The 26,992-nt window shown below is 65.0% G+C and carries 21 protein-coding genes and 1 tRNA gene; 6 read left to right on the forward strand and 16 right to left on the reverse strand.

The window, feature by feature from the left end; genetic code table 11:
- Positions 1-674: 674 nt before the first annotated feature.
- Positions 675-1,535, forward strand: coding sequence for a fimbrial protein (locus HMPREF2914_RS21630; RefSeq protein ID WP_223819151.1), 861 nt, complete (start codon positions 675-677; stop codon positions 1,533-1,535).
- A 718-nt stretch (positions 1,536-2,253) separates the two neighbouring features.
- On the opposite strand, the gene HMPREF2914_RS21635 is transcribed toward HMPREF2914_RS21630, so the two are convergent.
- The 5 genes from HMPREF2914_RS21635 to pqsH all read right to left on the reverse strand — a co-directional run bounded on the left by HMPREF2914_RS21635 (position 2,254) and on the right by pqsH (position 6,953).
- Positions 2,254-2,329 (reverse strand) — tRNA-Gly (locus tag HMPREF2914_RS21635).
- Between the two features lie 68 nt (positions 2,330-2,397).
- Positions 2,398-2,958, reverse strand: a complete 561-nt coding sequence (pgsA, locus tag HMPREF2914_RS21640) for a CDP-diacylglycerol--glycerol-3-phosphate 3-phosphatidyltransferase (protein WP_003090349.1) — start codon at positions 2,956-2,958, stop codon at positions 2,398-2,400.
- Between the two features lie 33 nt (positions 2,959-2,991).
- A complete protein-coding gene (gene uvrC / locus HMPREF2914_RS21645; protein WP_003090350.1) occupies positions 2,992-4,818 on the reverse strand; it encodes an excinuclease ABC subunit UvrC in 1,827 nt (608 codons plus the stop codon).
- Positions 4,819-5,463, reverse strand: coding sequence for a response regulator transcription factor GacA (gene uvrY / locus HMPREF2914_RS21650; protein WP_003090351.1), 645 nt, complete (start codon positions 5,461-5,463; stop codon positions 4,819-4,821).
- 341 nt (positions 5,464-5,804) lie between these two features.
- The gene (pqsH, locus tag HMPREF2914_RS21655) at positions 5,805-6,953 is read right to left on the reverse strand and encodes a 2-heptyl-3-hydroxy-4(1H)-quinolone synthase (protein WP_023981040.1); all 1,149 of its coding nucleotides are present in this window, start codon (positions 6,951-6,953) and stop codon (positions 5,805-5,807) included.
- Between the two features lie 617 nt (positions 6,954-7,570).
- Here pqsH and HMPREF2914_RS21660 point away from each other — a divergent pair.
- Positions 7,571-8,599: an AraC family transcriptional regulator gene (locus tag HMPREF2914_RS21660; protein ID WP_023091687.1), complete on the forward strand. Its 1,029-nt coding sequence runs from the start codon at positions 7,571-7,573 to the stop codon at positions 8,597-8,599.
- Positions 8,600-8,614: 15 nt separating this feature from the next.
- On the opposite strand, the gene HMPREF2914_RS21665 is transcribed toward HMPREF2914_RS21660, so the two are convergent.
- The 3 genes from HMPREF2914_RS21665 to vqsR all read right to left on the reverse strand — a co-directional run bounded on the left by HMPREF2914_RS21665 (position 8,615) and on the right by vqsR (position 13,420).
- Positions 8,615-9,829: an MFS transporter gene (locus HMPREF2914_RS21665; protein ID WP_003130955.1), complete on the reverse strand. Its 1,215-nt coding sequence runs from the start codon at positions 9,827-9,829 to the stop codon at positions 8,615-8,617.
- Positions 9,830-9,839: 10 nt separating this feature from the next.
- Positions 9,840-12,494 carry a TonB-dependent receptor gene (locus tag HMPREF2914_RS21670; protein WP_023091686.1) on the reverse strand — a complete coding sequence of 885 codons (2,655 nt, stop codon included), beginning with the start codon at positions 12,492-12,494 and terminating at the stop codon, positions 9,840-9,842.
- A gap of 119 nt (positions 12,495-12,613) precedes the next feature.
- Positions 12,614-13,420, reverse strand: coding sequence for a transcriptional regulator VqsR (gene vqsR / locus HMPREF2914_RS21675; RefSeq protein WP_003130951.1), 807 nt, complete (start codon positions 13,418-13,420; stop codon positions 12,614-12,616).
- A 152-nt stretch (positions 13,421-13,572) separates the two neighbouring features.
- Here vqsR and HMPREF2914_RS21680 point away from each other — a divergent pair, with 152 nt between their 5' ends.
- Positions 13,573-14,676, forward strand: a complete 1,104-nt coding sequence (locus tag HMPREF2914_RS21680) for a polyamine ABC transporter substrate-binding protein (protein ID WP_003090368.1) — start codon at positions 13,573-13,575, stop codon at positions 14,674-14,676.
- 209 nt (positions 14,677-14,885) lie between these two features.
- A complete protein-coding gene (gene qteE / locus HMPREF2914_RS21685) occupies positions 14,886-15,458 on the forward strand; it encodes a quorum threshold expression protein QteE (protein WP_003090369.1) in 573 nt (190 codons plus the stop codon).
- Positions 15,459-15,524: 66 nt separating this feature from the next.
- Here qteE and HMPREF2914_RS21690 read toward each other — a convergent pair whose 3' ends face one another.
- The 8 genes from HMPREF2914_RS21690 to HMPREF2914_RS21725 form a co-directional block, all read right to left on the reverse strand.
- Positions 15,525-16,484 carry an aliphatic sulfonate ABC transporter substrate-binding protein gene (locus HMPREF2914_RS21690; RefSeq protein WP_023091685.1) on the reverse strand — a complete coding sequence of 320 codons (960 nt, stop codon included), beginning with the start codon at positions 16,482-16,484 and terminating at the stop codon, positions 15,525-15,527.
- A gap of 135 nt (positions 16,485-16,619) precedes the next feature.
- On the reverse strand, positions 16,620-17,576 hold the full coding sequence (locus HMPREF2914_RS21695; RefSeq protein WP_003090373.1) for an ABC transporter substrate-binding protein: 957 nt from the start codon (positions 17,574-17,576) through the stop codon (positions 16,620-16,622).
- An 11-nt stretch (positions 17,577-17,587) separates the two neighbouring features.
- Positions 17,588-18,574, reverse strand: a complete 987-nt coding sequence (locus HMPREF2914_RS21700; protein ID WP_003113358.1) for an aliphatic sulfonate ABC transporter substrate-binding protein — start codon at positions 18,572-18,574, stop codon at positions 17,588-17,590.
- A gap of 107 nt (positions 18,575-18,681) precedes the next feature.
- Positions 18,682-19,833: an acyl-CoA dehydrogenase family protein gene (locus tag HMPREF2914_RS21705; RefSeq protein ID WP_003090379.1), complete on the reverse strand. Its 1,152-nt coding sequence runs from the start codon at positions 19,831-19,833 to the stop codon at positions 18,682-18,684.
- 4 nt (positions 19,834-19,837) lie between these two features.
- Positions 19,838-20,920, reverse strand: a complete 1,083-nt coding sequence (locus HMPREF2914_RS21710) for an LLM class flavin-dependent oxidoreductase (protein ID WP_009314104.1) — start codon at positions 20,918-20,920, stop codon at positions 19,838-19,840.
- A gap of 9 nt (positions 20,921-20,929) precedes the next feature.
- Positions 20,930-21,874 (reverse strand): ABC transporter substrate-binding protein, encoded by a 945-nt coding sequence (locus HMPREF2914_RS21715; protein ID WP_003130939.1) that lies wholly within the window; start codon positions 21,872-21,874, stop codon positions 20,930-20,932.
- A gap of 9 nt (positions 21,875-21,883) precedes the next feature.
- On the reverse strand, positions 21,884-22,951 hold the full coding sequence (locus tag HMPREF2914_RS21720) for an LLM class flavin-dependent oxidoreductase (RefSeq protein WP_003130938.1): 1,068 nt from the start codon (positions 22,949-22,951) through the stop codon (positions 21,884-21,886).
- Between the two features lie 339 nt (positions 22,952-23,290).
- Complete coding sequence (locus HMPREF2914_RS21725) at positions 23,291-24,187, reverse strand: LysR family transcriptional regulator (RefSeq protein WP_003090383.1); 897 nt, start codon at positions 24,185-24,187, stop codon at positions 23,291-23,293.
- Positions 24,188-24,299: 112 nt separating this feature from the next.
- On the opposite strand from HMPREF2914_RS21725, the gene HMPREF2914_RS21730 reads away from it, so the two are divergent.
- Both HMPREF2914_RS21730 and HMPREF2914_RS21735 read left to right on the forward strand, forming a co-directional pair.
- Complete coding sequence (locus HMPREF2914_RS21730; protein ID WP_003090384.1) at positions 24,300-24,905, forward strand: 3-mercaptopropionate dioxygenase; 606 nt, start codon at positions 24,300-24,302, stop codon at positions 24,903-24,905.
- Complete coding sequence (locus HMPREF2914_RS21735; protein WP_023091682.1) at positions 24,902-26,485, forward strand: rhodanese-related sulfurtransferase; 1,584 nt, start codon at positions 24,902-24,904, stop codon at positions 26,483-26,485. The genes HMPREF2914_RS21730 and HMPREF2914_RS21735 overlap by 4 nt, the downstream gene beginning before the upstream one ends.
- The last annotated feature ends 507 nt before the right edge of the window (positions 26,486-26,992 follow it).

Genomic DNA, 26,992 nt, shown 5'->3' on the forward strand with positions numbered 1-26,992 from the left:
AGCCTCCATGATACTGACTCCAAAGGAGAGCCTTGCACTCACCTCGGATCGATGGAGTGAATTAAGGACTAGTCTTCGAGACAGGACAGGCAGGCACAGTCGAGGAACGCCAGGCAGCCATTGCGTGGCCCTTCCCATGAGTTCCTTTCCCAGCCTTCCGCGCCACGGCTTTTCCCGAAGCCGCTCCACGAACGCTTCATCCTGCGGCCGCAGCTCCTGCCCCATAGCATCGCAGGAAGACCGCCTTGCGATGAATCCGCCGACAGGATGCGAGGCACTACGCCTGGCAAGCATTCCCGCCAGAGACCTGCGCAACCTCAAGTGTTATGGCTGGTTGAGAGGATCAGATTCCAGCATTACTTCCAATCAGAAAGTTAAGAAATTTCATACAAGCCCCCCGGACCGGTCCTGTCTCAGTTGAAAGACCAGGGATGGAATAATCAGCGTGAGCAAATCAACCTACGAGTTCAAGGGTTCCCGTGAAAAAGCCAGCCCCCGCACACGTCAAGCTACTCTTCTGCATTGGTATATCGACCGCTGGATGCCTTTGGTCGCTCTCCTCGGTGGCCTATTGCGGCAAGCCTGAACTACCTACCAAGACCCCCCTGCCGATACAGAGCCTCCAATCCGTTTTCACCTTGAAGCACGCACCGATCGGTAAATCGATGGGAACAATGACCGTGCAAGTCGGCTCAGGAGAAACTCTAGGTGGCTGGGCGTGGTGCGGAAGTGACGGAAAGCCCGGACAATTCGGTTTTACAGCTCCCAAAACGACCCTCATTCCAATAGATGGAAATGGCCTCTATGAGTCTGGAGTGCCAGGGGTCGGTATCAGAATTGGACACCGAGCACGCTATAACTGGACCGAACCGACAGCAGCTCCCGCCACCTACCCCACGGGCAACATCGGCACCATGCGCTATATGCCCACTGTTCTCGTAGTTGATTTCATCCGAACCGCAATGGGGGTAGGAAAGGGAGACATCACCCCTTTTAACTACTCAACCAATTTTTTCATCGATACCAACTACACAAATCCATCCAGGGCTGAATTCACCATAGAGGGATATAACCTTCGCGCAACGCTTGAACATAACGCTTTCTTCACCACGTGCAGCACACAAAAGTCGACCATTGATGTCAACATGGGGCGCCCAACGGCGTATGACATCAAAAGAGGGGCTGTGCCAGATCATGGCTTTTCACTGGATGTTGTGTGCGAAGGGCTCAATCCGAGCATCAAACCTCCTGTGAAGGTCTACTTTGAAGGAAACTCGATCCAGGATGGCCTGTTGAACCTCACAGGCAGAGGAGAAGCCGGTGTAGCCCAAGGAGTCGGCATTTCGTTGATGTCCAGTAAAGGAGCGGCATTGCCATTCACCCAAGCCAAGGCCCTGCCCCTGGACTGGCTGGCCAGCGGTGCTGGGACGGAGATGTACCGCTTTGTGGGATCGGCTCGCTATGTCGCCACTGGCGGAAAAATCACCGCGGGTAAAGCTGACTCCATTTTGACCTACATCCTGGAGTACAACTAACCCAGCAGAACCGGTCGGCCGAAGCGAACCGAACCCGGCCCACACTGCGGAGGCGACGCCGATGCCCACCAGCTTCCGGAATGAGCGCCTCCCCGTCGGCTCCGCCTAAGTTGAATACCTAGAGATAAGGGGGCTCGCTCTGCGCGTAACTCATCGACCGCATGAACGGGTCAAATCGCGGGAACCGACCCAATGCCGGGTCGTCGATGCGACAGGGCATTCCGATGACTCGGTAGATGTATCTTCGAGAAGGCGCCCCTTCCACACACCGGGCTTCCCGGCACTCCTGTGTCCGTTGCTCGCAAGAGCCGAGCGCATGCGATCAATTCGCGGACACGACGCATCGGCTGCGAGCATCTTTGAGAGCGACTTCAGGATAGCTGCCCGACCAAGCGCCTTTTGCTTGTCCTTCCAGCGATAGGGGAAATGCCGGCTCTTGCCATCCTCGGGCGAAACAGCCAGGGAAAGGCCATCGATGACCAAGACTATATGGACCTTGCCGGTGCCCTTCGAATGCCGAATGGCAACGCACCATGCTCAATGCTCTATTGCGCGGATCAAGGGATAGACGATCTGTAGCCGCCGCCCAGCACTGATGCACTAAAGAATGGACTAGAAGATGCTGGCCGATGCCGGGCCGATGGAACCCGCCGAAACGAAAAAAGGGCCCTAAGGCCCTTTTTTCAATGACCTACAGGCAAGCCTGTGGATCTATATCTGGAGCGGGAAACGAGACTCGAACTCGCGACCCCGACCTTGGCAAGGTCGTGCTCTACCAACTGAGCTATTCCCGCATCGTCTTGGTGACGGGCGCCATTCTATAGCATCGCGGCGCCGTGTCAACTCCTTGATTCAAAAAAGTTTATTTCTCTTTCGGGGTGGTCGACAGATGCGGCCACGCGGCCAGCAGGTAGTGCACCATGGACCACAGGGTCAGCGCCGCAGAGATGATCAGCAGCACGTAGCCGAGAATCACCCAGAAGGTCATCAGCGGCGGATTCGCCAGGAGAATGACCAGCGCCAGCATCTGCGCCGCGGTCTTCCACTTGCCCAGGTTGGACACCGCCACCTGAGCCCTCGCCCCCAGTTCGGCCATCCACTCACGCAAGGCGGAAACCACGATCTCGCGGCCGATGATGATCACCGCCGGCAGGGTCAGCCACAGGTTGGCGTGCTCTTCCACCAGCAGGACCAGCGCAACCGCCACCATCAGCTTGTCCGCGACCGGGTCGAGGAAGGCGCCGAACGGCGTGCTCTGGCCGAGGCGCCGGGCGAGGTAGCCGTCCAGCCAGTCGGTGGCGGCGGCCAGGGCGAACACGGCACTGGCGGTCAGGTAGCTCCAGGACGTCGGCAGATAGAACAGCAGAATGAAGATCGGAATGAGCAGGACGCGCAGTAACGTGAGCAGATTGGGGATATTCATCGGACCATCTAGGCTGCGAGGTGAGCCGGCATTCTACTCGCTGTGCAGGACGGCATAAATCTGCTCGGCAAGCTTTTTACTGATACCGGGGGCTTTGGCCAGTTCATCGATACTCGCCCGCGACAATTCCTGCAACCCGCCGAAATACTTGAGCAGGTCGCGCCGACGTTTCGGGCCGACGCCAGGGACGTCCTCCAGCGTCGACGTCCGCCGTGCCTTGCCGCGCCGCGCACGGTGGCCGGTGATGGCGAAACGGTGCGCTTCGTCACGTATCTGCTGGATCAGGTGCAGCGCCGGCGAATCGGCCGGCAGGGTGAACTCGTGGGAGGCATCGTTCAGGTAGAGGGTTTCCAGCCCCGGCTTGCGGGTCACGCCCTTGGCCACGCCGAGCAGGATCAGACCGGCGACCGCCAGTTCCTGGAGCACCTCCTGGGCCATGGCCAATTGCCCCTTGCCGCCATCCACCAGGAGAATGTCGGGCATCTTCCCCTCGCCGTCCTTCAGGCGACTGAAGCGGCGGGTCAGCGCCTGGTGCATGGCCGCGTAGTCGTCGCCGGCCGTGACGCCTTCGATGTTGTAGCGGCGATAGTCCGACTTCAGCGGCCCTTCCGGGCCGAACACCACGCAGGAAGCCACGGTGGCCTCGCCGCTGGAGTGACTGATATCGAAGCACTCCAGGCGTTGCGGCGGCTCCGCCAGGTCGAGCGCCTCGGCAAGGGCTTCGAAGCGTGCCGCCACATGCTGGCGGTTGGCCAGGCGTGCGCCCAGAGCCTGTTCGGCGTTGGTCACCGCCAGTTGCTGCCAGCGGGCGCGGGTACCACGCACCCGGTAGCTGATCTCCAGTTCGCGGCCTCGCGCTTCGGCGATCGCCGAAACCAGCACCGGGAAATCCTCGTGCGTCACGTTGACGATCAACTCCGCCGGCAGGTCGCGCTCCTGGTGGCTGAGATAGTACTGGCCAAGGAACGCCAGCAGCACTTCGCCCACCTCCTCCTCGATCGCGACCTGCGGGAAGAAGTTCTTGCTGCCCAGCACCCGCCCGCCGCGTACGCTGATCAGGTGTACGCAAGCGCCGCCAGGGGTGACGATGGCGGCGACGATGTCGACGTCGCCGTTGCCACCTTCCATGCTCTGCTGGTCCTGGACCCGCCGCAGGATCGCCACCTGGTCGCGCAACTCCGCCGCCTTCTCGAAGTCCAGGCGCATCGCCGCCTGCTCCATGCCGACGTTCAGCTCGTCGGCCAGCGCGTTGCTCCTTCCTTCGAGGAACATCACCGAGTGGCGCACGTCCTCGGCGTACTCCTCAGGACTGACCAGTCCCACGCAGGGCCCCTTGCAGCGCTTGATCTGGTATTGCAGGCAGGGCCGCGTACGGTTGCGGAAATAGCTGTCCTCGCACTGACGGACGAGAAACGCCTTCTGCAGCAGGTTGAGGCTCTCGCGGATCGCTCCCGCGCTCGGATAAGGACCGAAGTAACGCCCCTTGCGCTTCTTCGCGCCGCGGTGCAGGGACAGCCGCGGATACTCATCCTCGCTGGAGAGGAACACGAAGGGATAGGACTTGTCGTCCCGCAGCAGGATGTTGTAGGGCGGCCGCCACTCCTTGATCAGCGTCTGCTCCAGCAGCAACGCCTCGGTTTCATTGGCGGTGATGGTGGTTTCCACCTGGGCGATGCGCGCCACCAGCGCAGCGGTCTTCGGCGCCAGGCCGGACTTGCGGAAATAGCTGGCCAGGCGCTTCTTCAGGCTCTTCGCCTTGCCCACGTAGAGAAGCTTGGCGTCCGCATCGAACATGCGGTAGACGCCCGGACGATTGCTGCAGGTAGCGAGGAAAGCGCTCGCGTCGAAAACGGCGCTCATCTAGCTGGCGGCATCGACCATGCCGTGGCGGACGGCGAGCAGCGCCAGTTCCACGTCGCTGGTGATCGAGAGCTTCTCGAAGATGCGGTAGCGATAGGTATTCACGGTCTTCGGCGACAGGCACAGCTTGTCGGAGATGCTCTGCACCTTGTGGCAGTTGGCGATCATCAGGGCGATCTGGATCTCGCGCTCGGACAGCGAATCGAAGGGGGAATCGTGCTGCTGCGGCTGGAAGGACTTCAGCGCCAGTTGCTGGGCGATCTGCGGGCTGATATAGCGCTGGCCGGCGAAGACCTGGCGAATCGCCTGGACCATTTCCTCCAGCCCCGCGCCCTTGGTCATGTAGCCGGCGGCGCCGGCCTGCATGAGGCGGGTGGGGAACGGATCCTCTTCGCAGACGGTGACTACCACGACCTTGATGTCGGGCTGGCTGCGCAGCAGCTTGCGGGTCGCCTCCAGGCCGCCGATACCGGGCATCTTCACGTCCATCAGGACGACATCCGGCTTCAGCTCGCGGGCCAGTTTCAGACAGTCTTCACCGCAGTCGGCCTGGCCGACCACTTGCAAGCCTTCGATGTCGGCCAGCATGCGGGTAATACCGGTGCGTACCAGATCGTGGTCGTCGACCACCAGCACCTTAATCACGCTGCACCTCGTCGCGCATTAGCAGACAACCGCCCACACGGGCCCCCAGGAGATTTCGGCAACCTTAACAGAAAGCCATCCCATGACCTAGCTTGGCGCAAAGGCGTCATAAATCAAGCGTCATGGAAACATCATTCGACGACATCGAACGGGCGCTGCGAAGTATACCGCCAGCCCCCTGCGAGCGGCAGACCGGATCGCAGCAAAAACCGGCGAACCTGTGGAGAGCCCAGCGACGCCGGGCCTGGTAAAGCGCAAGCGCCCTGGTCGCCCGGGACGTCTCCATAGCGACCATCGCCGAAGTCGAAAACAGGCGACCAAGACGCCACTGGCACCGGCGGCTACTGCGCGGCCATCTCACCGACACCGGTGAAAAGACGCTGGTGGAGGCGCCTGCGACTGGCATTCGGCACCAGGCGAACGAGGGTATTCCTCAGCCAGACGCTCCAAGGCGATTCCCATTGACCAAGGCGGCCGACGATCCAGGATTGCTTCCTGATGAACTCGATCCGCGCCTCGCGTTGCTGCTGGAACAGGATCAGCGTCTCGGCGCGCGGCGCCAGGCACCACAGGCGCGCCAGCAAGAAGGCGTCCTCCAGGGCCATGGCCGCGCCCTGCCCCAGGTTCGGCGTCATGGCGTGTGCGGCGTCACCGATCAGCACTACCCGTCCGCGGCACCAGGAGGCGCCGGCCAACTCCTCAAGGTCGTTGTGCACCAGCGTGGTGGCGCTCGGTATGAGCCGGGCGATGCTCGCGCCGATGCCGTCGAAGTCCGCGTAGTGGGCGGCCAGCCGTTGCGGGGTGACGAAGCCCTCCTCGTCCTCGGGCTCCTCCCGGCGCACCTTCAGGGTCGCGTAGACATACATCTCGCGCGGGCTGATCTGGATGAAGCCGAGGCGCTTGCCGTGCCCCCAGACCTCTCCCGCCAGCTCGGCGTCCTCCAGCCGATGGGGAACGACCAGGCGCCAGCAGGTTTCGCCGGAATGACGCAAGGTCGCCTCCGGCCAGACATAACGTCGCACGCTCGAACGAATGCCATCCGCACCGACCACCAGCGAACAGTCGTGGACAGTGCCGTCGCTCAGGGTCACGCGTTCGTGGTCGAGTCCGTCGAGGATCTGCACGATGGAGACCCCGACCCGAATGCGCGACTCATCCAGCCCCTCCAGTAGCGCCGCATGCAGCTCGTGGCGCTGCAACGCCAGGCCGCCGCGGGAACTCCCACCCAGACTGGAAGGCATCGACATCAGCATCGAACCGTCGTGGGCGTATACGTTGATGCCGGCCAACGGCATGCCACGGCGGAACAGCCGGTCGAGATCCAGGGTGCTGGACAACGCCGTCAACGCATTGCTCGCCAGGGTGATACCGGTACCGATGGGCCTGATCTCGCTGGCCCGCTCGACCAGCAGCCAGTCGATGCCTGACTTGGTGAATTCGCGCGCCAGCGCCAGGCCGGCGATCCCGGCCCCCTGGATAAGAACGGTCATCCGTTGCTCCTTAGCAGCGGCATCCGTCGCGACTTCGCGCGGTCGCGACAGGCCTGCCCGAGACGATGAAAATGTCCATCCTAGCCGCCCCGGACAGCCCACCGACCCTATCAGAAGATCGAGTTGACCCTGCTCGCCGACACCTCGCCGCTCGCTTTTCCTGTCCTCCAGGCCACCGGAAGTCCGGCGCGCCGGGAAGGCAAGCGTGGCCCGGGCACGGCACGCGTGGCCGGAAATCCCCGCTAGCAGCCGCCCGCCGCGGCGCTACGGTTTTCCTTGGCCAGCAGCCTCCCGAGCGCCGGCAAACGGCGATGGCGCTTGAAGCTCACGGCGATCGGCCCGCGCCACCATCGCCCACGACGATCATCCAGGCGCAGCCACCCCGGCGAGAGTGGCCGGGACGGCAGCGTTCGGCCGGGCCACGGCGAGCATGCACGACCGATCGGCACGGCGTCGCGGAGGCGCGGCTATACGCAGACCCCGCTCCTGTCAACCCCTTACGCAAGGTAGTGATTGCCGGAAGCCCAGCGTACGAAAATCAACCGAAACGACATCCGCATGGAATAACGAAGCCCTGACGCCTTCAGGGCGATAGCATCGCGTGCAAGAGGTAACCGATGAGCCCGTCCGAAAACATCCAGTACGATTTCGAGTGGCGACCACTCAACAACTACCTCGCCGTGCAACGCATCACGCCTCCGGACATGCGCCAGGGTTCGGCTGCCGAGCCGCGCCTGCCCAGCGAAGCGCTCTACGAGTGGATCGTGCTGAACGGGCGCTCCCCCCTGGAAGGCCTGAGCCTGGGGGAGCACTACCGCCTTTCCGACTATGGCGTCGCCGGGCTGGCGCTGCAGAGTGCCGGCACCGTGGGCGAAGCCTTGCAACTGATCAAGACCAACATGCTGCTGTTCCGCAAGGACATCCGCGGGATCGCGGTGAGACGTTCCAGTTGCGACACCGTGGATGTGGATATCGACCTGCAGGACAAGCCGGACTGGCCGCAGTCGGCCCGGTTGTACCACGCCAACGTCCTGGCGTCGGCCGCCTACGCGGTGTTCCGCGACCTGCTGCTGGGCGATCTGGAACTGGTCCGCCTGCGCCTCCCGGAAAGGAACGGCGACGTGCGGGCATACGAGGAGTATTTCCGGGTGCCGGTGTATTTCGCCGGCGAAGGCATCACCTTCACCCTCCCCGAGGAATTGCTCGAGGCCGAGATCGCCACTGCCAACTCCGCCGTGTTCCAGGCCTCGCTGGCGCTCGGCAGCAAGGCTTTCAACACCCGCGTCACCCGCGAGATGGGCGGCTACCGCCAACGCATCGTGGCACTGCTGGAGGTGCTGCAGGACCGCTACCCGAGCATCGCCTGGGTCGCCCGGCAGTTGAAGGTCACCGAGCGGACGCTGCGCCGACGGCTCGCCGACGAGGGCACCAACTACCGGGAAGTGCTCGACCTGGTCCGCCACGACAGGGCGCGCCAACTGCTGCGGGACGAGCGACTGCGCATCGAGGAAGTCGCCGAGAGGCTGGGCTACATGGATACCTCCAGTTTTCGCCACGCCTTCCGCCGCTGGACGGGACAGTGCGCCAACGACTATCGCCAGGCCCGCCTCGCCGGCAAGACCGCGCGGCGCCAGGGCGAACGCTAGCCGGCATGATTCCCCTCAGGGCAATTTCTGCGGATAGGGGCGAAAGGCGAACAGGCTGCACGCAGCCAGGGAAAAAGCCGCGAGCAGCACCCATTCGGCCGTCCCGTAGCCTTCGGCGCGGTCGTACAGCCAGCCCAGCAGGTAAGCGCCGAGACTGATCGACAGGGCGAAGGTGAACGGCTGGATCGAACCGTAGATCACACCGAAGCTGCGCAGGCCGAAGTAGCGCATCAACAGGTACTTGGTGGTGCCGCTTTCCCCTCCTCCGCCCAGGCCGACCAGGAACACCGCCAGCCATAGACCGCTCGGTGTGTCGCCCACCAGGAACCAGGCCATGCCGAGCACCGCCGCCAGGGCGAAGGGCAACGCCACCCGCGGCGTCGCCACGCGGTCGAGAAGCCAGCCCATCAGCGGCTGCGACAGCATCATGCCGACCCACAACGCCGACAGCGCGGTGCCCGCCTCGCCCCGGGACAAACCGCGCTCCACCAGCATCGGCACACCATGGGTCATGATCCCGGACATCACGAACACCGCCAGCACCTGGTTGCCCAGCACCAGCCAGAAACTGGCGCTGCGCCAGGCCTGGGGCGCCGTCGATCCGCTCAGCGCGGTTTCCGCTACGGCCGTGCCGGCGGCCACGCCAGCGCCCGGCGCTGGCTCGCGGAACAGCCAGGCCAGCAGCGGCAGCGCCAGGCCCAGTTCGAGCACGCCGTAGACCAGGAAAGCGCCGCGCCAGCCCCACGCTTCGAGGCTCTGGTGGCCGACCAGCAGGCCCAGCGGCCCGCCCACCCCGAAGCCCAGGCCGAGCAGGCCGTAGGCCACGCCCAGGCGGTGGCGGAACCAGAGTCCGAGGATACGTCCGTAAGGCAGGTTGCCTGGCGCCAGCAGGCCGATCAGCAGGAACAGCGCGTAGAGTTGCCAGACGGCATTCACCGCCGCCAGGCCGAGCAGCGGCAGCGACAGGGCCGCGGTCAGCCCGAGCATTGTCCGCCGCGCGCCCCAACGGTCGATCAGCCAGCCCTTGAGCGGGCTAGTGATGGCGACCGCCAGTCCGAACAGCGTCACCAGCAACGACACCTCGGCGCGGTCCCAGGCGTACTCGGCGCTCATCGGTGCGATGAACAGACTGAAGGTGTTCAGCAGGATGCCGGTGGGCCCGAGCATGATCGCCACCACCGACGCCAGCAACACGCCGCCGCTGGTCGCGGAAAATTCTCGTTGCGCCACGCCTGGCCCTCTAGAAGCGGTAGGCCGCGCGCAGGTAGTAGAAGGCGCCGTTGAAGCCGATCTGCGAGGCATAGGTGTCGTAGCGCAGCACGTCGCCATAGGTGGTGTTCTGCGCGGGCAGCTTGTCCGGACGGACGTCGAACAGGTTGTCGGCGCCGGCGGTCAGCGTCAGGTCGGCGCTGAGCCGGTAGCGCGCGGCGATGTCGGTGATGTACTTCGGGTCGTTGACGAAATGGTTGAATTTCTCCGTCGACCAGGCGTCCGGCCCTACCGTGTAGTCGAGTTCCGAGCTGGTCCGGCCGTAGCGCGTCAGGCGCAGGCTGACCTCCCAGTCCTGGCGGCTCCAGGTGCCGCCGAGGGAAACCTGGCTGCGCGGGGTGGAGCTGGTGATCCAGGCGACCTGCTGGGCATTGAGCAGCGGCTCGCCGTTGGCGCCTCGATGGTTCTTGCGCAAGGTGGTGCGGTTGAAGTTGGCCGACAGTTCCCAGTCGACCTGCCCGTACTCGCCAAGCGCGACGAGGTAGTGACCGGTGATGTCGACACCGCGGGTGCGGGTGTCGGCACCGTTGGCCAGGTAATGGGTACTGACCGTACTGGCGCTGGCCGGCAACGAGATCCCCGCCGCAGCTAGGGCATCGATGGCTTCCTGGCCGGAATAGGTGGCGCTGTCGACAATGCGGTCGCGGATGCTGATCTGGTAGGCGTCGATGTTCAGCCCGACGTTTTCCCAAGGGTTGAGTACCAGGCCAAGGTTGAAGCTGGTCGACTTCTCCGGTTGCAGTTCGTCGGCGCCGAGCATCTTCGCTGCCGGCGAGTTGGCCGCCAGCAGGCCGAGGGCGATGGTCGGACCGACGCTGAGGCCGGTGTAGTGCTCCTGGACCAGGGACGGCGCGCGGAACCCGCTGCTTACGCTGGCGCGCAGCGCCACCCGCGGATCGAACTGGTAACGGGTGGCGAACTTGCCGTTGGTGGTGCTGCCGAAGTCGCTGAATTTCTCGTGGCGCACCGCCAAGTCGACCTCCCAGGCTGGGGTCAGGGAGGTACCCAGGTCCAGGTAGGACGCCCAGGCGTGCCGCGACCATTGCCCCTCGCTGAGCGGCGAGAGGCCAGCCAGGGATTCCGCCCCGCCGCTGTAGTAGGACGCCGGGTCGCCGGCGTCGATGCGGTAGCTTTCCCGCCGGTATTCCGCACCCAGCGACAACGCCAGCGGAGCAGCGAGGAAATCCAGTTGGAATTCCCGCCCCAGGTCCAGGTTGCTGGTCCATTGGCTGTTGCGGTAGCGCGCCAGGTCGAAGCTTCTCGGGCTGTTGCCGGTTTCACGATAGATCGCCGCGTTCACCGACTGGGTCATGCCGATATCGGGACGGTCGGCGCCGTAGCCACTGCTCAGGTCCCAGTGCCAGGCATCCAGCAGACGCTCGCCGCGCACCCCGGCGAGGAACGCATAGTCGTCCTCGTCGCTGTTCGGGCGCGGCGTGAAGCCGTCCGGATACAGCGTCGGCGCCACCGAAGCCAGGCGATAGTTGGCCGCCGAGGAGGCCTTGCGCCGAGTATAGGTGCCGAAGCCGTACACCTCGATATCGTCGCCCAACCCGAAACCGGAGTTGAGCGCCAACGATTGCCGGTGGAACGCGGGATCGCCCATGGAAATGTTGTCGCGCCGACCGGTGCGCTCATCGATGCCGCTGCGCATCGTGCGCTCCTGCTCGCGATATTCGGCGGTGAGGTTGACGAAGCCGCTATCGCCGAAGGCCAGTCCGATGTTCCCCCCGCCGCCATGGGTGAAGCCGTCGCCGTCGCCGGTCTGCCCGACGTCAGCGGCCGCCGACCCGCCGTGGTCGGCGGACTTGAGGATGACGTTGATCACCCCGGCGATGGCGTCCGAACCATACTGTGCCGAAGCACCGTCGCGCAGCACCTCGACCCGCTCGATGGCGTTGATCGGGATGGTGTCCAGATCGACGCCGGTGGAGCCCTTCTCCAGCCCCCCGCTGATATTGAGATTGGCCGTTTCGTGGCGACGCTTGCCGTTCACCAGCACCAGCACATGGTTGGGGCTCAGCCCGCGCAGCGACTGCGTGTGGGTCAACGCCGAGGCGTTGAACGGCTGGGCCTGGCGGGTCAGCGAGGGCAGCAGTTTGACCAGTGCATCGCGCAGGTCGACCGCGCCGCTGCTACGTAGCTGGGTAGCGCTGACCACGTCGATCGGGCTCAGGCTGTCCTGCGCCTTCACATCGCTCTTGCGCGTGCCGGTGACCACCACGGTGGACAAGGTCGGTGCCGCCGCCGCACCTCGCGTCTCCTGCACAGGCGCCTGTCCGCCGCGCAGGACGAAGGCACCGCTTTCGTCCTGCGCGTATGCCAGCCCGCTGCCGGCCAGGGCACGCCGCAAGGCGTCCTCGACACTGAGCCGGCCGCGGATATCCGGTCCGCGCAACCCCGCCACCAGGCGCTGGTCGAAGGCGATAGGCACGTGTCCCTGGCGCACGATGTTCAACAACACCTCGGCCAGTTCGCCGGGCGCTATGTCGAATACCCGAGGCGCCGTGGCCGCGTCGCGCGGCCCACCGTCGGCGGCCTGCACCTCGCCCTGCAGCGCGCAGGCGAGCCCCACCGCACAGAGCACGGGGGTCAACGAACGAGAGGAAAGACGTACATCGGGCATGGTCGAATCGTCCTGGATGGAATTCGCCCATGAGTGCAATCCGACGCCGGCTTTTTCAGCGTCGGGCAATATGAATTTCGCATAACCTTATGCACCCGGGTTCCTCCGCAGGCGGCGCACTAGCGTGCGTCGGCGAGCCGCGGCGCGGGCGGGTTGATCAATAGCGCGAATATCTCGGAGTGGGACTTCACGTTCAGCTTCGCGTAGATATGCCGGCGATGCACCTTGATGGTGGCGATCGACAGCGTCAGCCGATCCGCTATTTCCTTGTTCGAGTATCCATCCAGCATCAGCCGGATGACATCCGACTCCCGCGCGGTCAGCGGCGATATCAACCCTCTCCAGGGCTGGACTTCCACCTCCGCCGCTGCGATCGGTTTCGCCTCCTCCCTGACCGCATCCTCGAAGTGGATGCGTTTTTTCATCAGCGCGATGACCCACGGGCGAAGCAGCTCGAACAGCGCGATCTGCTCGGCACCGAAGCGGCTCTCGCTGCCCAACGACAGGCATAGGGTTCTTTCACCATCCAGCGGGACGTTATATTGAACTTCGTCCGTCACCACATAATGCGCAAAGTACGCATTGTAATACTCGGTCGTTTCGAAATCTTCGGAGACGATATCCGCAAGATGAAAAAGCCCGCCGCGCCGACAGTTTCTGGATACCTGGTAGAAAGGATCTTGCAGATAGAGTCCGGTTATATATCGACTGATCAGCGGGTCCGGCTCGATTTCTTCTATCTCCTCTTCCATGAAGGAAAGAATCAAGGGGCTGGAGTCGCTGAATATCAGGGCCGCCCAGTTGTCGACGGGGGCGAACTGGCCGAGGGTCTGCGCCAGGATCCGCCAGAAGAACGGCCGGTCCAGCGCTTCGAGCAACTTTCCCAGTGACTCGTGCCAGGCGCCGCCGTGCAATGCGATATCCACACAACTACTCCTCTGGGATTAGTCACTCGGCGTTATGTCATGAAGAGTTCCAATGTGCATAATATCGATGCCTTCGAAGATAGCCACAGGTCAGAACTACCAGTTCTGGTAGGTGCAAAATCCAACTTGTTTCGTTTCGGAAAGGAAATCCAATGAAAAAAGTTTGTGCACTGGCGTTATCGATCCTGACGACGATCGGTGCGACAGCGGCGGACAGTGCATGGGCTGCGCAAACCAGCGTCCATCTTTACAACTGGTATGACTTCATCGCCCCGGAAACGCCCAAGGCTTTCCAGAAGGAAACCGGCACCCGTGTCGTCCTCGACACCTTCGACAGCGCCGAGACCGCGCAGGGCAAACTGATGGTCGGCCGCTCCGGCTACGACGTGGTGGTGATCACCTCCAACATCCTGCCCGGACTGATCAAGGCAGGCGTCCTCCAGGAACTCGACCGCGATCGGCTCCCCCACTGGAAGAACCTCGACGCGGACATCCTCGGGAAGCTCCAGGCCAACGATCCCGGCAATCGCTATGCCGTACCTTATCTCTGGGGAACCACCGGGATCGCCTACGACGTGGACAAGGTCCGCAAGCTGCTCGGCCCCGACGCGCCGGTCGACTCCTGGGACCTGGTCTTCAAGGAGGAGAATATCTCCCGCCTCAGCCAGTGCGGCGTGGCCACGCTGGACTCCTCCACCGAGCTGGTGTCCATCGCCCTCAACTACCTGGGCCTGCCGCACAACAGCCAGAATCCCGAGGATTACCAGAAAGCCCAGGAACTGTTGCTGAAGGTTCGCCCCTACATTCGCTATTTCGACTCCTCCAGAGTCGACACCGACCTCTCCAACGGCAACGTCTGCGTGGTGGTCGGCTGGCAGGGCACGGCCTACATGGCCCAGGTCAACAACGAACAGGCCGGGAACGGTCGCCATATCGCCTACAGCATTCCCCGGGAAGGCTCGCTGGTCTGGGCCGAGAACATGGTGCTGCTCAAGGATGCACCGCATCCGCAGCAGGGTTATGCGCTGATCGACTACCTGCTGCGTCCGGAGGTCATCGCCAGGACCTCCAACTACGTGGGCTATCCGAATGGCAACCAGGCGGCGCTGCCGCTGGTGGAGCGGAAGCTGCGGGAAAACCCGGCGGTTTACCTGAGCAAGGAAACCATGGCGACCCTCTTCCCGCTGGAAACCCTGCCACTGAAGGTCGAGAGAATCCGTACCCGGGTCTGGAGCCGAGTCAAGACCGGGAGCTGAAACCCGTCCGAGACGCCCCTGGAAGCACGGGAGCGCCCGGAGCCAGAAAAATCCAGCGAGGTCCGCCAGGACCGGCGTTCGCGCCCTTCACCGGGCGAGGCTCTGCCTCGTCCGTCAGGACGCGGCTTGCCGTCTGACCCGCGACCGATCGATAGAGATACCTCTCCCCCTGGGCGGGAAAGCCCCGGGCATGCCTGATGGAGAAAACCATGCTTATCCATTTCTGCCCCAGGCTGCTGACGCCTGCGGGGTTCGACCTGCCGTGCGAGCTGATCGACATCCGCATCAAGGAGTTCGACCTGCACCTGCTTGGCGGGCGCGACGTGGTGGCGCGTCACCCCCTCCCCGACAAGCGCTACCACGTGGCCTGCCGCAAGTCCGGCTGCAAGGCGGTGAATGGCCTGCTGGTGGACGTGGAAAAGCACGTTCCGCTGTTCACCGTGGACACCCGCTGGAGCATCGACGCCGAAGTGGTCCTGCGCCATCGCGTCGAGTACGTGGTGCTCGACGCCGAGCACGACGCGGTGAGCGACTACATGCTGTTGTGGTGCGACGAGGTGCCCAACTACTTCCTCGGCCAGAGCACCCCGGCCATGCAGGTTCCGTTGATGGAACTGATGCGCGGCAATGCGTTGCAGACCGAGCGGCAGGATGTGTTCCGCCTGCCAACGCTGAGGTCCGAACGCCTGCGCCAGGGCAACGCCGATGCCAACCAGCATCTTCCGAGCCGTGAGCAGGCGTTCCACGTCAAGGCCGAGCAGATCAGCTATGGGCTGGCCTGAAGGACGCGCGCCAGCGGCAAGCTACGCTGGCCGCCGGTGCCGCGCATCACAGGGCAGCTGCGTCGCTCAGTGCCGCGGCTGCCATACCTCCACGGCGCGCGTATCCACCGGTTTGGGTAGCAGTCCCTGGGCGTGGAAGGCGTCGGCGATGCGCTGTTGCTCGTCGAGACCATCTGCGCTCACCGGTTGTACGTCGTAGCTGCGCCGCGCATTCGCCTGCTCGACGGTAGCGGCATCGAGATTGCCCCACAGCGGCCCCAGCACCTTGGCCGCGTCGGCCGGGTGGCTCTTGAGCCAGCGCCCGGTGCGCTGCAGTTCGGCGAAGACCTGCTGGAGCACTTCAGGATGTTTCCTGGCGTAGTCGCTGGAGGCGAGGTAGTAGCGCTGGTAGCTGGCCTGGCCCTGGCCGTCGGCCAGTACCCGCGCGCGTTGCTGGCGCTGGGCGCTTGCCACGTAGGGGTCCCAGGTCACCCAGGCGTCGACCTTGCCGTTCTCGAAGGCGGCGCGGCCGTCGGCTGGCGTCAGGTAGGCTGGCTGGATGTCGGAGAACTCAAGCCCGGCGCTGGCCAGCGCGGCGATGAGCAGGTAGTGGCTGCCGGCGGCCTTGGTCACGGCGATGCGCTTGCCCTTCAGCTCGGCCAGGGACTTCAGCGGCGAATGTTCGCCGACCAGTATCGCCTGCGCCGCGGGCGAAGGTGTTTCGCGGGCGAAGTAGGTCAGGCGAGCACCCGCCGCCTGGGCGAACACCGGCACGGTGTCGGCGACGTCGGCGGAGAGATCGACGTTGCCGACATTGAGCGATTCGAGCAACGGCAGGCCGCTGGGGAACTCATGCCAGGACACCCGGATGCCCTGCCTGGCCAACTCGCGCTCGAAGGTGCCCTGGCTGCGGATCAGGGTCAGCAGAGTCGAGGATTTCTGGAAGCCGATGCGCAGGACCTCCTCGGCATGTGCGCCACCAATGCCCGACAGGACGGCGGAAGCGGCAAACACGATGGCCAAGCGACGCAGGAACGGACGAGACATGCGATGACTCCTGGGATAGGTGCGAGCGCCCGCAGGGACGGGAGTTCCAGCTGCCGGCGACGGAACGGATAGATTATTGGAATAAAAAACAATCTATAAATAACTTATAGTTATCAATTAATGCCCGGGCAGCGCCTACCGGATATCCGCATCCGACGCCTGCCTGACCGCAAAGCCGCTGGCGAAGGTCGGCCGCACATCGAGGCGCTGCGGAATCAATCCATGGGCCTGGTAGAAATCGGCGGTCTCCTGCTGCTGGCCGAGCGTTCGCTCATCCAGCGCCTGCCAACGCAAGCGCCGGCGTTCGAACTGCAAGCGCGCGGCGTCCTCGGGGAAGCCGATGATCTGCGCCAGGCTTCGCGAATACTCGTCCAGGTGCAGGTACGCCCAGCGCTGGGCGCTGGCCAGGCGTTGCAGGTAGTCCTGCAGCACGGCGCGTTTCGCCGGGTCGGCCAGTGCGCTATCGGTAGCAGCGAGGAAGCTGTTGCCAGCCCACAGGCCGCGACCGTCGACCAGTACCCGAGCCTTGTCGGCGGTCTCCGCGAACGCGGTGTAGGGCTCCCAGGTCGCCCAGGCATCCACGGAACCATTGGCGAGGGCCATTTTCGCGTCCACCGGGCCGAGGAAGCGGAATTCGACGTCCTTCTCGCCCAGCCCGACCGAGGCCAAGGCCTTGAGCGCGACGAAGTGGCCGATGGAACCGCGCCCGGTGGCAATGCGCTGGCCTTTCAGGTCGTTGGCCGAGCGCAACGGCGAATCCCCTCTCACCAGCACGGCGGTACCGTAGGGATCGGATTTGTCGACGGCGATGGCCTTCAGCCGGGCACCGGCGGCCAGGGCGAAGAGCAATGGCGCGTCGCCGATGATGCCGGCATCCACCGCACCGGCATTGAGTGCTTCGGCGAGGGGGGCGGCGGCGGGGAATTCGAACCAGCGGATGTCGTAGGTCAGGTTGTCCAGCGCGCCGGCAGCCTCCAACTGGGCGCGCATGTTGCCCTTCTGGTCGGCCAGGCGCAGGGTCACGCGCTCGTCGGCACAGGCCTGGCCGACGAGCAGGCAGAGAAGCAGGAACAGGCTCAGGGTCTGACGCATTCCGTAACTCCTCAACGCTGGCCGACGCGGAGGTCGGCGGGCAACTGGCGGGCCACTTCGGCGGCACCAGCGGACAGGCTGAAGTCGAACGCCGGGGCGACCTCCAGCGACTTCGGCAGCACGCCTTCGGCATGGAAGAAATCGGCGGCGGTCTGCAGGGTGGCGGCAACCTCCGGACCGAAGACCACAGGACTGATGCGCGCCTCGCCAACCCAGCGCCGAGTGACTTCGCGCGGCATGTTCAGATCCTTGGCCAGGGCCTCGGCGAACGCCTCCGGGTGCCTCAGGGCCCAGGCCTGGGCACGCGCCAGGCGGGTCAGCAGGTCGCTGATCGCGGCCTTCTTGCGGGCGATCGCAGCGTCGCTGGCCAGGGCATAGGAGTAGCCGGTCATGATCCCGGCACCGTTGTCGATGACCCGCGCCTGATCGAGCAGCACGGCGCTGGAGGTATAGGGCTCCCAGGGCACCCAGGCGTCTACCGAGCCACGCACCAGGGCGGCGCGGCCGTCCACCGGACCAAGGAAGGAAAAGCTTACGTCCTGCGGTCCGAGGCCGGCGCGACGCAACGCGCCAAGGGCGAGGAAATGCCCCCAGCCGCCGCGATTGACGGCAATGCGCTTGCCCTTGAGGCCGGCCACCGAACGGATCGGCGAGTCCTTGCCGACCACCAGCGCCACGGTCGCCGGGTTGAAGTGCCAGGCGCCCACCGCCTTGAGCGGCGCGCCGGCAGCGTAGACGAAGAGGAACGGGATGTCGCCGGTAAAGCCTATGTCCAGGGCCCCGGCGTTGAGCGCCTCGAGCACCGGTGCACCGGAGGGGAACGCCGACATTTCCAGCTTGTACGGCAGGTCGTCGAGCTCGCCGGACGCGCGCAGGGCGGCGTAGCGGTCGCCCTTCACATCGCCCAGGCGCAGGCTGATGAGGTCGGCGGCGCTGGCGGCTCCAGCCAGCAGGGTCGCGGCCAGCAGGCCGGCAAGCACACACAGGGGTCGTTTCATGGGCAATCTCCAGGCAGCTCCGCACGGAGCCGGGGCTATCCTGGGCTATCCGTTCCGCCGGTGCGGTCGCCGACAAGGCCAGGGTCGAGAATCGTGGGAGGTACGTTTCAAAGACTCAGCGCCGCCCTCCCCGCCGCGCTCCAGACGCTATCTTTCTGTGGCGTGTGGACACGTCCGCAAAGCACGTCGCGGTAGTGCCGCTGTAGCGGATTGTGCCGGCTGAGGCCGTGGTTGCCGCTCAGTTCCAGGGCCTTCTCGACCACCGCCAACGCGTTGTCGATGACCGCGACCTTGAGCAGCCCGGAGTCGCTGGCGGGCAACTGTCCGCAGCACGCGGCATCGAGCAGCAGGCGGTTCTGCAGGAGCAGGCCGTCGATCCCGCCGAGCGCCTCCTGCATCCTCGGCAGGCTCGCCAACGGCGCGCCGAGACTGGCCGGCACGCGCTCGCGCAGCCAGCCGACGAGCCACTCGCGGGCGCTCCCGGCGATACCGTCGTAGAGCGCGCCAAGCAATACCGCGCTAGCCTGGGCGAAGTCGCGCAGCACGGCCTGGTCCGGCGCCGGAGGCTGGTCGTGGGGATGCAGGCCGATGGCGTTTTCCAGAGGCACCGCCACCTCTTCGAAGAGCACCTCGTGGCTGCCGCTGGCGCGCATGCCCAGATGGTCCCAGCTCTCCACGATACGGATGCCTGGGCTGTCGCGGCGCACCAGCCAGGTACCCACGCGGGGGATCGGCTCGTCGCTGCGCGCCCATACCGCCAGCCAGGTCAGGCCGGGAATGCCGGTGGTGTAGAGCTTGTGCCCGGACAGCTGCCAGCCGTCGCCGACACGCCGCGCCAGCGTACCCGGCAGACCGCCGCGTGACGGCGAACCCAGCTCGGGCTCCACGCGCAGGCTATTGATCAACGCCCCCTGCTCCAGCACCTCGCGCGCCACGCGCCGCTTGAGCGCGCCGGGCCAATCGGGGTTATCGGCCAGGCGCCGCAAATGCAGGTACTGCATGCACAGCACCAGGGCCGTGGAGGGTTCGCCACGAGCCACCGCGCCGATTACCCGGCGCAGCTCGCCGAGGCTGGCGCCGGGACCGCCGAGCGCAGGCGGCAAGGCCAGGGCGAGCAGTCCGTGGTGTCGCAGCAGGGCCAGGTTGGCATGGGGAAAATCTCCGCTGCGGTCATGGGCATCGGCGCTTTCCGCCAGTTGCCGGGTCAGTTCCGGCAGCCATTCGTCGAACGCCGCCGAGGGAGTCTGCAGGACGGCCATGGGATCAGGCCGTGGCGCGCCGGCGCTCGCGCTCGGCGACTTTGGCGCGGGTCAGCGGGATCAGCTCGCGGCCATATTCCACGGCATCGGCGAGGGGATCGAAACCGCGAATGAGGATATTGCGCACGCCCAGGTCGTAGTAGGCGAGCAGCGCGTCGGCCACCTGTTCCGCGGTACCGACCAGGGCGGTGGAGTTGTGCCCGCCACCGACCAGCCTGGCGATTCCGGTCCAAAGGCGCTCGTCGAGGCGCTCGCCCTGCTCCACCGCCTTGAGCAGACGCTGGGCGCCGACGCTCTGCGGCTTGCCCTTGGGGAAGCCGGCCTCGCCCAGGCGCGCGCCGGCGCTTGCGCGTATCGCCTCGGCCTTGGCCCAGGCCTCGTCCTCCGTGCGCCCGAGGATGGGCCGGAACGACAGGCTGAATTCCACTTCGCGACCATTCGAGCGCGCCTGTTCGCGCACAGCGGAGATGGTTTCGGCGGCCTGTGCCAGGGGTTCGCCCCAGAGCATGAACACATCGGCCTGCTTGCCGGCGACCTTCAGCGCGGCTTCCGAGGAGCCGCCGAAATACACCGGAATGTGCGGTTTCTGCTGTGGACGGATGGCCGAGAAGGCGTGCTCCACGCGGTAGTACGCGCCGTGGAAATCGAAGGGTTCGGTGCTGGTCCAGGTGCGCTTGAGCAGTTCGATGAATTCGTCGCTGCGGGCATAGCGCTGGTCGTGGTCGAGATAATCGCCGTCCTTGCGCTGGTCGGCGTCGCTGCCGCCGCTGATGATATGCACCGCCAGGCGCCCGTCGAGGAGGTGTTCGAGGGTCGCCAGCTTGCGCGCGGCCAGGGTCGGGGCGACGAAACCGGGGCGGTGCGCCAGCAGCAGACCGATCCGGGAAGTGGCCAGGCCAGCGGCGGCGGCCACCAGGAATCCATCCGGCTGGTCCGACCAGTAGCCGACCAGGATTCGATCGAAGCCGGCCTCTTCGTGGGCGCGTGCGAAAGCGGCGATGTAAGGCTTGTCGAGGATAGGTCCGACCGGCGCGAGGGTCTCCGAGGCCAGGCGATGGCCGATCATGCCGAGAAACTGGATGCTCATGGTCCGTACTCAGTGGAAGGCTTCGTTGAAGGACGTGTCGATCACCGTGGAAGTGTCGAACGGCTTGGGCAAGGCACCGGTCTGCAGCAGGAAATCCGCGGTCTCCTGGTAGTCGGTGGCGGCCTGGGCGTCTACCGGGCCGACGCTCATGCCGGCCTGGCCGATCCAATGGCGGGAGACTGCCCGGTCGAGATTGGCCTTCTGCGCCCAGAGGTCGGCGTACTGCTCCTTGTGTGCCTCGACCCAGGCCCGTGCCTTGCGCAGGCGGCCGAGGAAGTCGGCGATCTGCGCGCGCCTGGGCTCGATGGAAGCAGCGTTGGCGGCGATGCTGGACAGCCCCGGCATCAGGTCGCGGGCGGTGAGAATCGGCCGTGCGCCGGAAACCACGATCTGCTGCGAGATATACGGCTCCCACACCGGAAAGGCATCGATGCTGCCGCGCGGCAAGGCGGCGGCGGCGTCGATCGGCATCAGCTTGACGAACTCCACGTAGTCCTTCGGCAAGCCGGCTTTCTCCAGCGCGCGCAAGGTCAGTTGCTGGCTCCAGGCACCGGGCCAGTAGGCGACTTTCCTGCCCTTGAGATCGGCAATGCTGCGCACCGGAGAATCCTTCGGCACCAGCAGGGCTATGGTATCGAGGTTCTGCCGCGAGACGCCGACCAGCTTCACCGGCGCACCCTTGGCGGCGAGGAAGATGAAGCCCGAGTCGCCGAGGAAACCCAGGTCCAGCGCTCCGGCCTGCAACCCCTCGGCCACCGGCGCGGCGGACTGGAAATGCTTCCATTCGACCTGGTAAGGCGCGCCTTCGAGAACTCCCGAGGCCTCCATTGAAGCCCGCACGTTGTAGTAGTTCTGGTCGCCCACACGCAACGTCGGCAGGTCTGCGGCCTGGGCCAGGGAGGCACCGAGCAGAAGCGTGGCGAAGCTGGTTAGCAGGTATTGCTTGAGTTTCATCGGAGCTCCTCAACCGGCGTGCCGCAACAGCGGCAGGCGGGCGATATGGTCATGTATGGCGGGAATCAGGCCCTGGCCGTAGCGCACGGCGTCGCCGAGCGGATCGAAGCCTCGAATCAGGAAGGTCGAGACGCCCAGCCGGTAGTACTCGCCAAGCGCAGCGGCAACCTGCTCGGGGGTGCCTACCAGGGCGGTGGAGTTCCAGCGCGCCCCGGTCAGCCGGGCCACGCCGGTCCACAAACGGCTGTCGAGCACCTCGCCCTGCTCGGCGGCGGCCAGCAGGCGCTGCGAACCGACGTTCTGCGGCTGGTGGTCGCGCAGCGGCAGACCGAGGCGCGCACGGTTCTCGCGGACCTGTTCGAGCACCTCGGCGGCACGCTTCCAGGCGGCCTCCTCGGTATCCGCGACGATCGGCCGGAATGACACCGAGAAGCGCGGATCGCGTCCCTGGGCCTTGGCGGCGGCGCGCACTCGGCGGATATGCCCGTCGACCGCGGCCAGCGGCTCGCCCCAGAGCATGTAGGTGTCGGCGTGCCTGGCGGCGACCTCGATGGCTGCGTCGGAGGAGCCACTGAAATAGATCGGTATGTGCGGCGACTGGCGCGGGCGCACCGCTGGCGAGGCGCCCTGGAAACGATAGAACTCGCCGTCGAAATCCACCGGTCCCGTGGCGGTCCAGATAGCACGCAGGGCTTGCAGGTATTCGTCGGTACGGGCGTAGCGGCGGTCATGGTCGAGGTAGTCGCCATCGCGCGCGAGGTCCTCGTCGTTACCACCACTGACTACGTTCAGGGCCAGGCGGCCCTCGCTGAACTGATCCAGGGTGGCCAGTTGGCGTGCCGCCAGCGGCGCTGCGATCACCCCCGGGCGATAGGCCAGGAGAACGCCAAGGCGCCGGGTGGCAGCGGCGACGAAGGAACTGACCACCGCGCCCTCGGCGGCATTGCTGAAATACCCCACCAGCACCCGGTCGAAGCCGGCGTCCTCATGGGCCTGGGCGAAACGCCGGACGAAACCGGCGTCCACAGCCTCCCCCAACGGCTGGTCCACCTCGGAACTCGGTGTGGCGGTGATCATGCCGAGAATTTCCACGCTCACGCTGTTGCCCTCGCCTGGGCCGCTCGACTGATAAGGTTGGCGGCTGTCGTTATAAGAAAAACATCTGCATGGGTGCTTTTCTTAGAAGCTACAGGCTGAAACTACATGATGGAAATTCATTTTTGTCATATCTTAATATGCTAAACACGCATATTTAGCTTTTCCGTCTTTGCGTTTCCCAAGGCGGACACTATGCGTAGCCGCCCTCGCTCCCTCTTCCCTCTGAAGCGAAAAGGGGCTCGCAGGGGAATGTTGATCCCGACTGCAGCCCCTTCTCATTCACGCTCCCGTCTCCCGGGGATCTCCCGGCGCCGCTACTCAACCGGCTTGCATATCCAACCCCTCGGCCACCGCCCTGCCGAACAGCCGTGCCGGCGTCTCCAGATTGCCCAGCAGGCGCGGACGCACCAGCCAGAGCTGGATCAGCGGCTGGAAATCCTCCAATTGCAGCACCTGCAACTGATCGCGGTAGCGGCTACGCGCCAGGGCCGGCGCCGGCACCAGGCCGAGACCCCGGCCCGCGGCGACCAGGCCCAGTTGCAGCTCGCTGCCGAAAGTCTCGAGGTTCAGTTGCAGGCCCAGGCCCTGATCGGCCAGGGCCCGTTGCAGGCCGGCACGGAAGCCGCAGCCATCGGGGTTGAGCACCCAGCCATGGTGGTAGCAATCGAGCAGGCGTCGCGCCTGGATGGCACTGTCGCGGGCGACCACCACGCAGAGTTCCATGCGCCCTAGGGGCGTGGCGCCGAGTTCTTCGGGGAACACCTTGCTTGGCGGAAACAACACCACTGCCGCGTCCAGTTCGGCATTCTCCAGGCGCGCCAGCAAATGGCTGCCCCAGCCAGTGCCGACCTGCGCGCGCAGCTCCGGGTACTCGTCGGCCAGCCGCCGAAGGGCATCCAGCAACACCACCTCGCCGATACTCTGCGGCACGCCCAGGCGCAGCACGCCACTTGGTGTGGCGTCGCCGGCCACCAGTTCGCGCAGGCCATCCACCTCGCGCAGCACCCGCCGGCACTGTTCGTAGACCCGCAGTCCGCTGGCGGTGGGTTTGAGCGGCTTGGTATTGCGGTCCAGCAATGCCACTCCGAGGGACTCCTCCAGGCTCTGTACCCGCCGGGTGATCGCAGACTGGGTCAGGCCCAGGCTCTCGGCGGCCTGGCTCAGGGAAGCGTTGCGGATCACCGCGACGAAGGCGTCGATGTCATCGATTTTCATGGGGCCGGCACCAATTGCATTTCTCGCATATTAGCTTAGATTCAAAATGCATTTCAGGAATAAAAAAGCGTTTGCTACCGTACCGCCAGAACTTCCCGGAGTGAATCCCCGCATGTCATCCATCCTGCGCCTCGACCGCCTGCGCCAGTTCATCGGCGAGCTGGCGACACTGCTCGACAGCCGTCCCGACGAATCCACCCTGCTCACCCAAGCCCCCCCCCTGCTGGCCGAGCTGGTGCGCCAGGACGACTGGCTGCCGGAAGACTGCGCCCGCCCCGATCCACAGCGCTACCAACAGTACCTGCTGCATGTCGACTCACGGCAGCGCTTCTCGGTGGTCAGCTTCGTCTGGGGGCCGGGCCAGATCACACCGGTACACGATCATCGGGTCTGGGGCCTGATCGGCATGCTCCGCGGGGCCGAATACTCGCAGCCGTACGCCTTCGATGCGGGGGGGCGTCCGCATCCCAGCGGAGCCCGTCGACGCCTGGAGCCCGGCGAGGTCGAAGCGCTGTCGCCACGCATTGGCGACGTGCACCAGGTGAGCAACGCCTTCAGCGACCGCACATCCATCAGTATCCACGTCTACGGCGCCAATATCGGTGCGGTACGGCGTGCCGTGTTCAGCGCCGAAGGTGAGGAAAAACCCTTCATTTCCGGCTATTCCAACAGCCGCTTGCCCAATATCTGGGACCTGTCGAAAGAGAACCCCGCATGAGCCAGATCGCCGTACGCACCTTTCACGATATCCGCGCCGCTCTCCTCGCCCGCCGGGAGCTGGCGCTGCTCGACGTGCGCGAAGAGGACCCGTTCGCCCAGGCCCATCCCCTGTTCGCCGTCAACCTGCCGCTGTCCAGGCTGGAACTGGAGATCCATGCCCGGGTGCCGCGCCGCGACACGCCGATTACCGTCTACGACGACGGCGAAGGCCTGGCGCCGGTCGCCGCGCAACGCCTCCTCGACCTCGGCTACAGCGACGTGGCCTTGCTCGATGGCGGCCTGTCCGGTTGGCGCAACGCCGGCGGCGAGCTGTTCAGGGATGTGAACGTGCCGAGCAAGGCCTTCGGCGAACTGGTGGAGGCCGAGCGCCACACGCCATCGCTGGCCGCGGAGGAAGTACAGACTTTGCTCGACGCCAGGGCCGACGCGGTGATCCTGGATGCCCGTCGTTTCGACGAATACCAGACCATGAGTATCCCCGGCGGCATCAGCGTGCCCGGCGCCGAACTGGTGCTGCGCGTCGCCGAACTGGCGCCGGACCCGCGCACCCGGGTGATAGTCAACTGTGCCGGGCGCACTCGTAGCATCATCGGTACCCAGTCGCTGCTCAACGCCGGCATCCCCAACCCGGTGGCGGCATTACGCAACGGCACCATCGGCTGGACGCTGGCCGGTCAGCAACTGGAACACGGCCAGACGCGACGCTTCGGTGCGATCTCGCAGGACACTCGCAAGGCCGCCGCCCAGCGCGCCCGTGCCGTCGCCGACCGCGCCGGCGTCGAACGCCTCGACCTGGCCGGTCTGGCCCAATGGCAGGACGAGCACGACCGCACCACCTACCTGCTCGACGTACGCACGCCCGAGGAATACGAAGCCGGTCACCTGCCTGGCTCCCGCTCCACGCCCGGTGGCCAGCTGGTTCAGGAAACCGACCATGTCGCCAGCGTGCGCGGCGCGCGCCTGGTACTGGTGGACGACGATGGCGTACGCGCCAACATGAGCGCCTCCTGGCTGGCCCAGATGGGCTGGCAGGTCGCGGTACTGGACGGACTCTCCGACGCCGACTTCAGCGAGAGGGGCGCCTGGAGCGCGCCGCTGCCGGGGCAACCCCGGGCCGACACCATCGACCCGACCACCCTCGCCGCCTGGCTGGGCGAACCGGGCACCCGGGTGCTCGACTTCACCGCCAGCGCCAACTATGCGAAACGCCACATCCCCGGCGCCGCCTGGGTATTGCGCAGCCAGTTGAAGCAGGCACTGGAACGGCTGGGCACGGCCGAGCGCTACGTACTCACCTGCGGCAGCAGCCTGCTGGCGCGCTTCGCCGTGGCGGAAGTCCAGGCACTCAGCGGCAAGCCGGTGTTCCTTCTCGACGGCGGCACCAACGCCTGGGTCGCCGCGGGCCTGCCGACGGAAGACGGCGAAAGCCTGTTGGCGTCGCCGCGCATCGACCGCTACCGCCGCCCCTACGAAGGTACCGACAATCCGCGCGAAGCGATGCAGGGCTACCTGGACTGGGAGTTCGGCCTGGTGGAACAACTCGGTCGCGACGGAACCCACGGCTTCTTCGTGATCTGAAGCCATTACCCGACGAAATCGGAGAGTCATCGAATCGACGCCGGGCAGGCTGCGGAAACGATCCGGAAGTGCGGAAGAGCGGCGCCCCGAAAATGCAAAAGCCCCGCTCAGCGGGGCTTTTCAGTACGCGGATATGGCGGAGGCGGTGAGATTCGAACTCATGTGAAACGCCCCAACCTCGCTGGAGGCCGCATTATTCCTGGGCCCTAGTGTCCATTTTCACTCGCGTTTGTTCCCAGAGTGTTCCCAGCGTGTGCGAGAGAGCCTGGAAGCCTGCCGTCAAACCTGCCGTCCCAGGGAAACAGCCGGATTTCATGTTGACCCATTGAAATGGGGTAATTTTGGTAATCTCTCCTTGAGAAATGAATTTTTACCTTTAATTTCAATATCTTATGAAAAATTCTTAAAGGTAATAATATGGTAATTTTGAGGTAATCGAATTACCTTTCTCGAAGGTAAGCCCCTCAATTCACAACCCCCTTAAAAATCAATAAGTTACAGAAAAAT

It is taken from the genome of Pseudomonas sp. HMSC067G02, assembly GCF_001813485.1.
Lineage (GTDB): Bacteria > Pseudomonadota > Gammaproteobacteria > Pseudomonadales > Pseudomonadaceae > Pseudomonas > Pseudomonas aeruginosa.

Excerpts from the sequence above, each read along its gene's own strand:
- HMPREF2914_RS21630 (WP_223819151.1), top strand. The coding sequence starts at position 675 with ATGACCGTGCAAGTCGGCTCAGGAGAAACTCTAGGTGGCTGGGCGTGG.
- pgsA (WP_003090349.1), bottom strand. The coding sequence starts at position 2,958 with ATGAATATCCCCAATCTGCTCACGTTACTGCGCGTCCTGCTCATTCCG.
- uvrC (WP_003090350.1), bottom strand. The coding sequence starts at position 4,818 with ATGAGCGCCGTTTTCGACGCGAGCGCTTTCCTCGCTACCTGCAGCAAT.
- pqsH (WP_023981040.1), bottom strand. The coding sequence starts at position 6,953 with ATGACCGTTCTTATCCAGGGGGCCGGGATCGCCGGCCTGGCGCTGGCG.
- HMPREF2914_RS21660 (WP_023091687.1), top strand. The coding sequence starts at position 7,571 with ATGAGCCCGTCCGAAAACATCCAGTACGATTTCGAGTGGCGACCACTC.
- HMPREF2914_RS21670 (WP_023091686.1), bottom strand. The coding sequence starts at position 12,494 with ATGCCCGATGTACGTCTTTCCTCTCGTTCGTTGACCCCCGTGCTCTGT.
- HMPREF2914_RS21680 (WP_003090368.1), top strand. The coding sequence starts at position 13,573 with ATGAAAAAAGTTTGTGCACTGGCGTTATCGATCCTGACGACGATCGGT.
- qteE (WP_003090369.1), top strand. The coding sequence starts at position 14,886 with ATGCTTATCCATTTCTGCCCCAGGCTGCTGACGCCTGCGGGGTTCGAC.
- HMPREF2914_RS21690 (WP_023091685.1), bottom strand. The coding sequence starts at position 16,484 with ATGTCTCGTCCGTTCCTGCGTCGCTTGGCCATCGTGTTTGCCGCTTCC.
- HMPREF2914_RS21695 (WP_003090373.1), bottom strand. The coding sequence starts at position 17,576 with ATGCGTCAGACCCTGAGCCTGTTCCTGCTTCTCTGCCTGCTCGTCGGC.
- HMPREF2914_RS21700 (WP_003113358.1), bottom strand. The coding sequence starts at position 18,574 with ATGAAACGACCCCTGTGTGTGCTTGCCGGCCTGCTGGCCGCGACCCTG.
- HMPREF2914_RS21705 (WP_003090379.1), bottom strand. The coding sequence starts at position 19,833 with ATGGCCGTCCTGCAGACTCCCTCGGCGGCGTTCGACGAATGGCTGCCG.
- HMPREF2914_RS21710 (WP_009314104.1), bottom strand. The coding sequence starts at position 20,920 with ATGAGCATCCAGTTTCTCGGCATGATCGGCCATCGCCTGGCCTCGGAG.
- HMPREF2914_RS21715 (WP_003130939.1), bottom strand. The coding sequence starts at position 21,874 with ATGAAACTCAAGCAATACCTGCTAACCAGCTTCGCCACGCTTCTGCTC.
- HMPREF2914_RS21720 (WP_003130938.1), bottom strand. The coding sequence starts at position 22,951 with ATGATCACCGCCACACCGAGTTCCGAGGTGGACCAGCCGTTGGGGGAG.
- HMPREF2914_RS21725 (WP_003090383.1), bottom strand. The coding sequence starts at position 24,187 with ATGAAAATCGATGACATCGACGCCTTCGTCGCGGTGATCCGCAACGCT.
- HMPREF2914_RS21730 (WP_003090384.1), top strand. The coding sequence starts at position 24,300 with ATGTCATCCATCCTGCGCCTCGACCGCCTGCGCCAGTTCATCGGCGAG.
- HMPREF2914_RS21735 (WP_023091682.1), top strand. The coding sequence starts at position 24,902 with ATGAGCCAGATCGCCGTACGCACCTTTCACGATATCCGCGCCGCTCTC.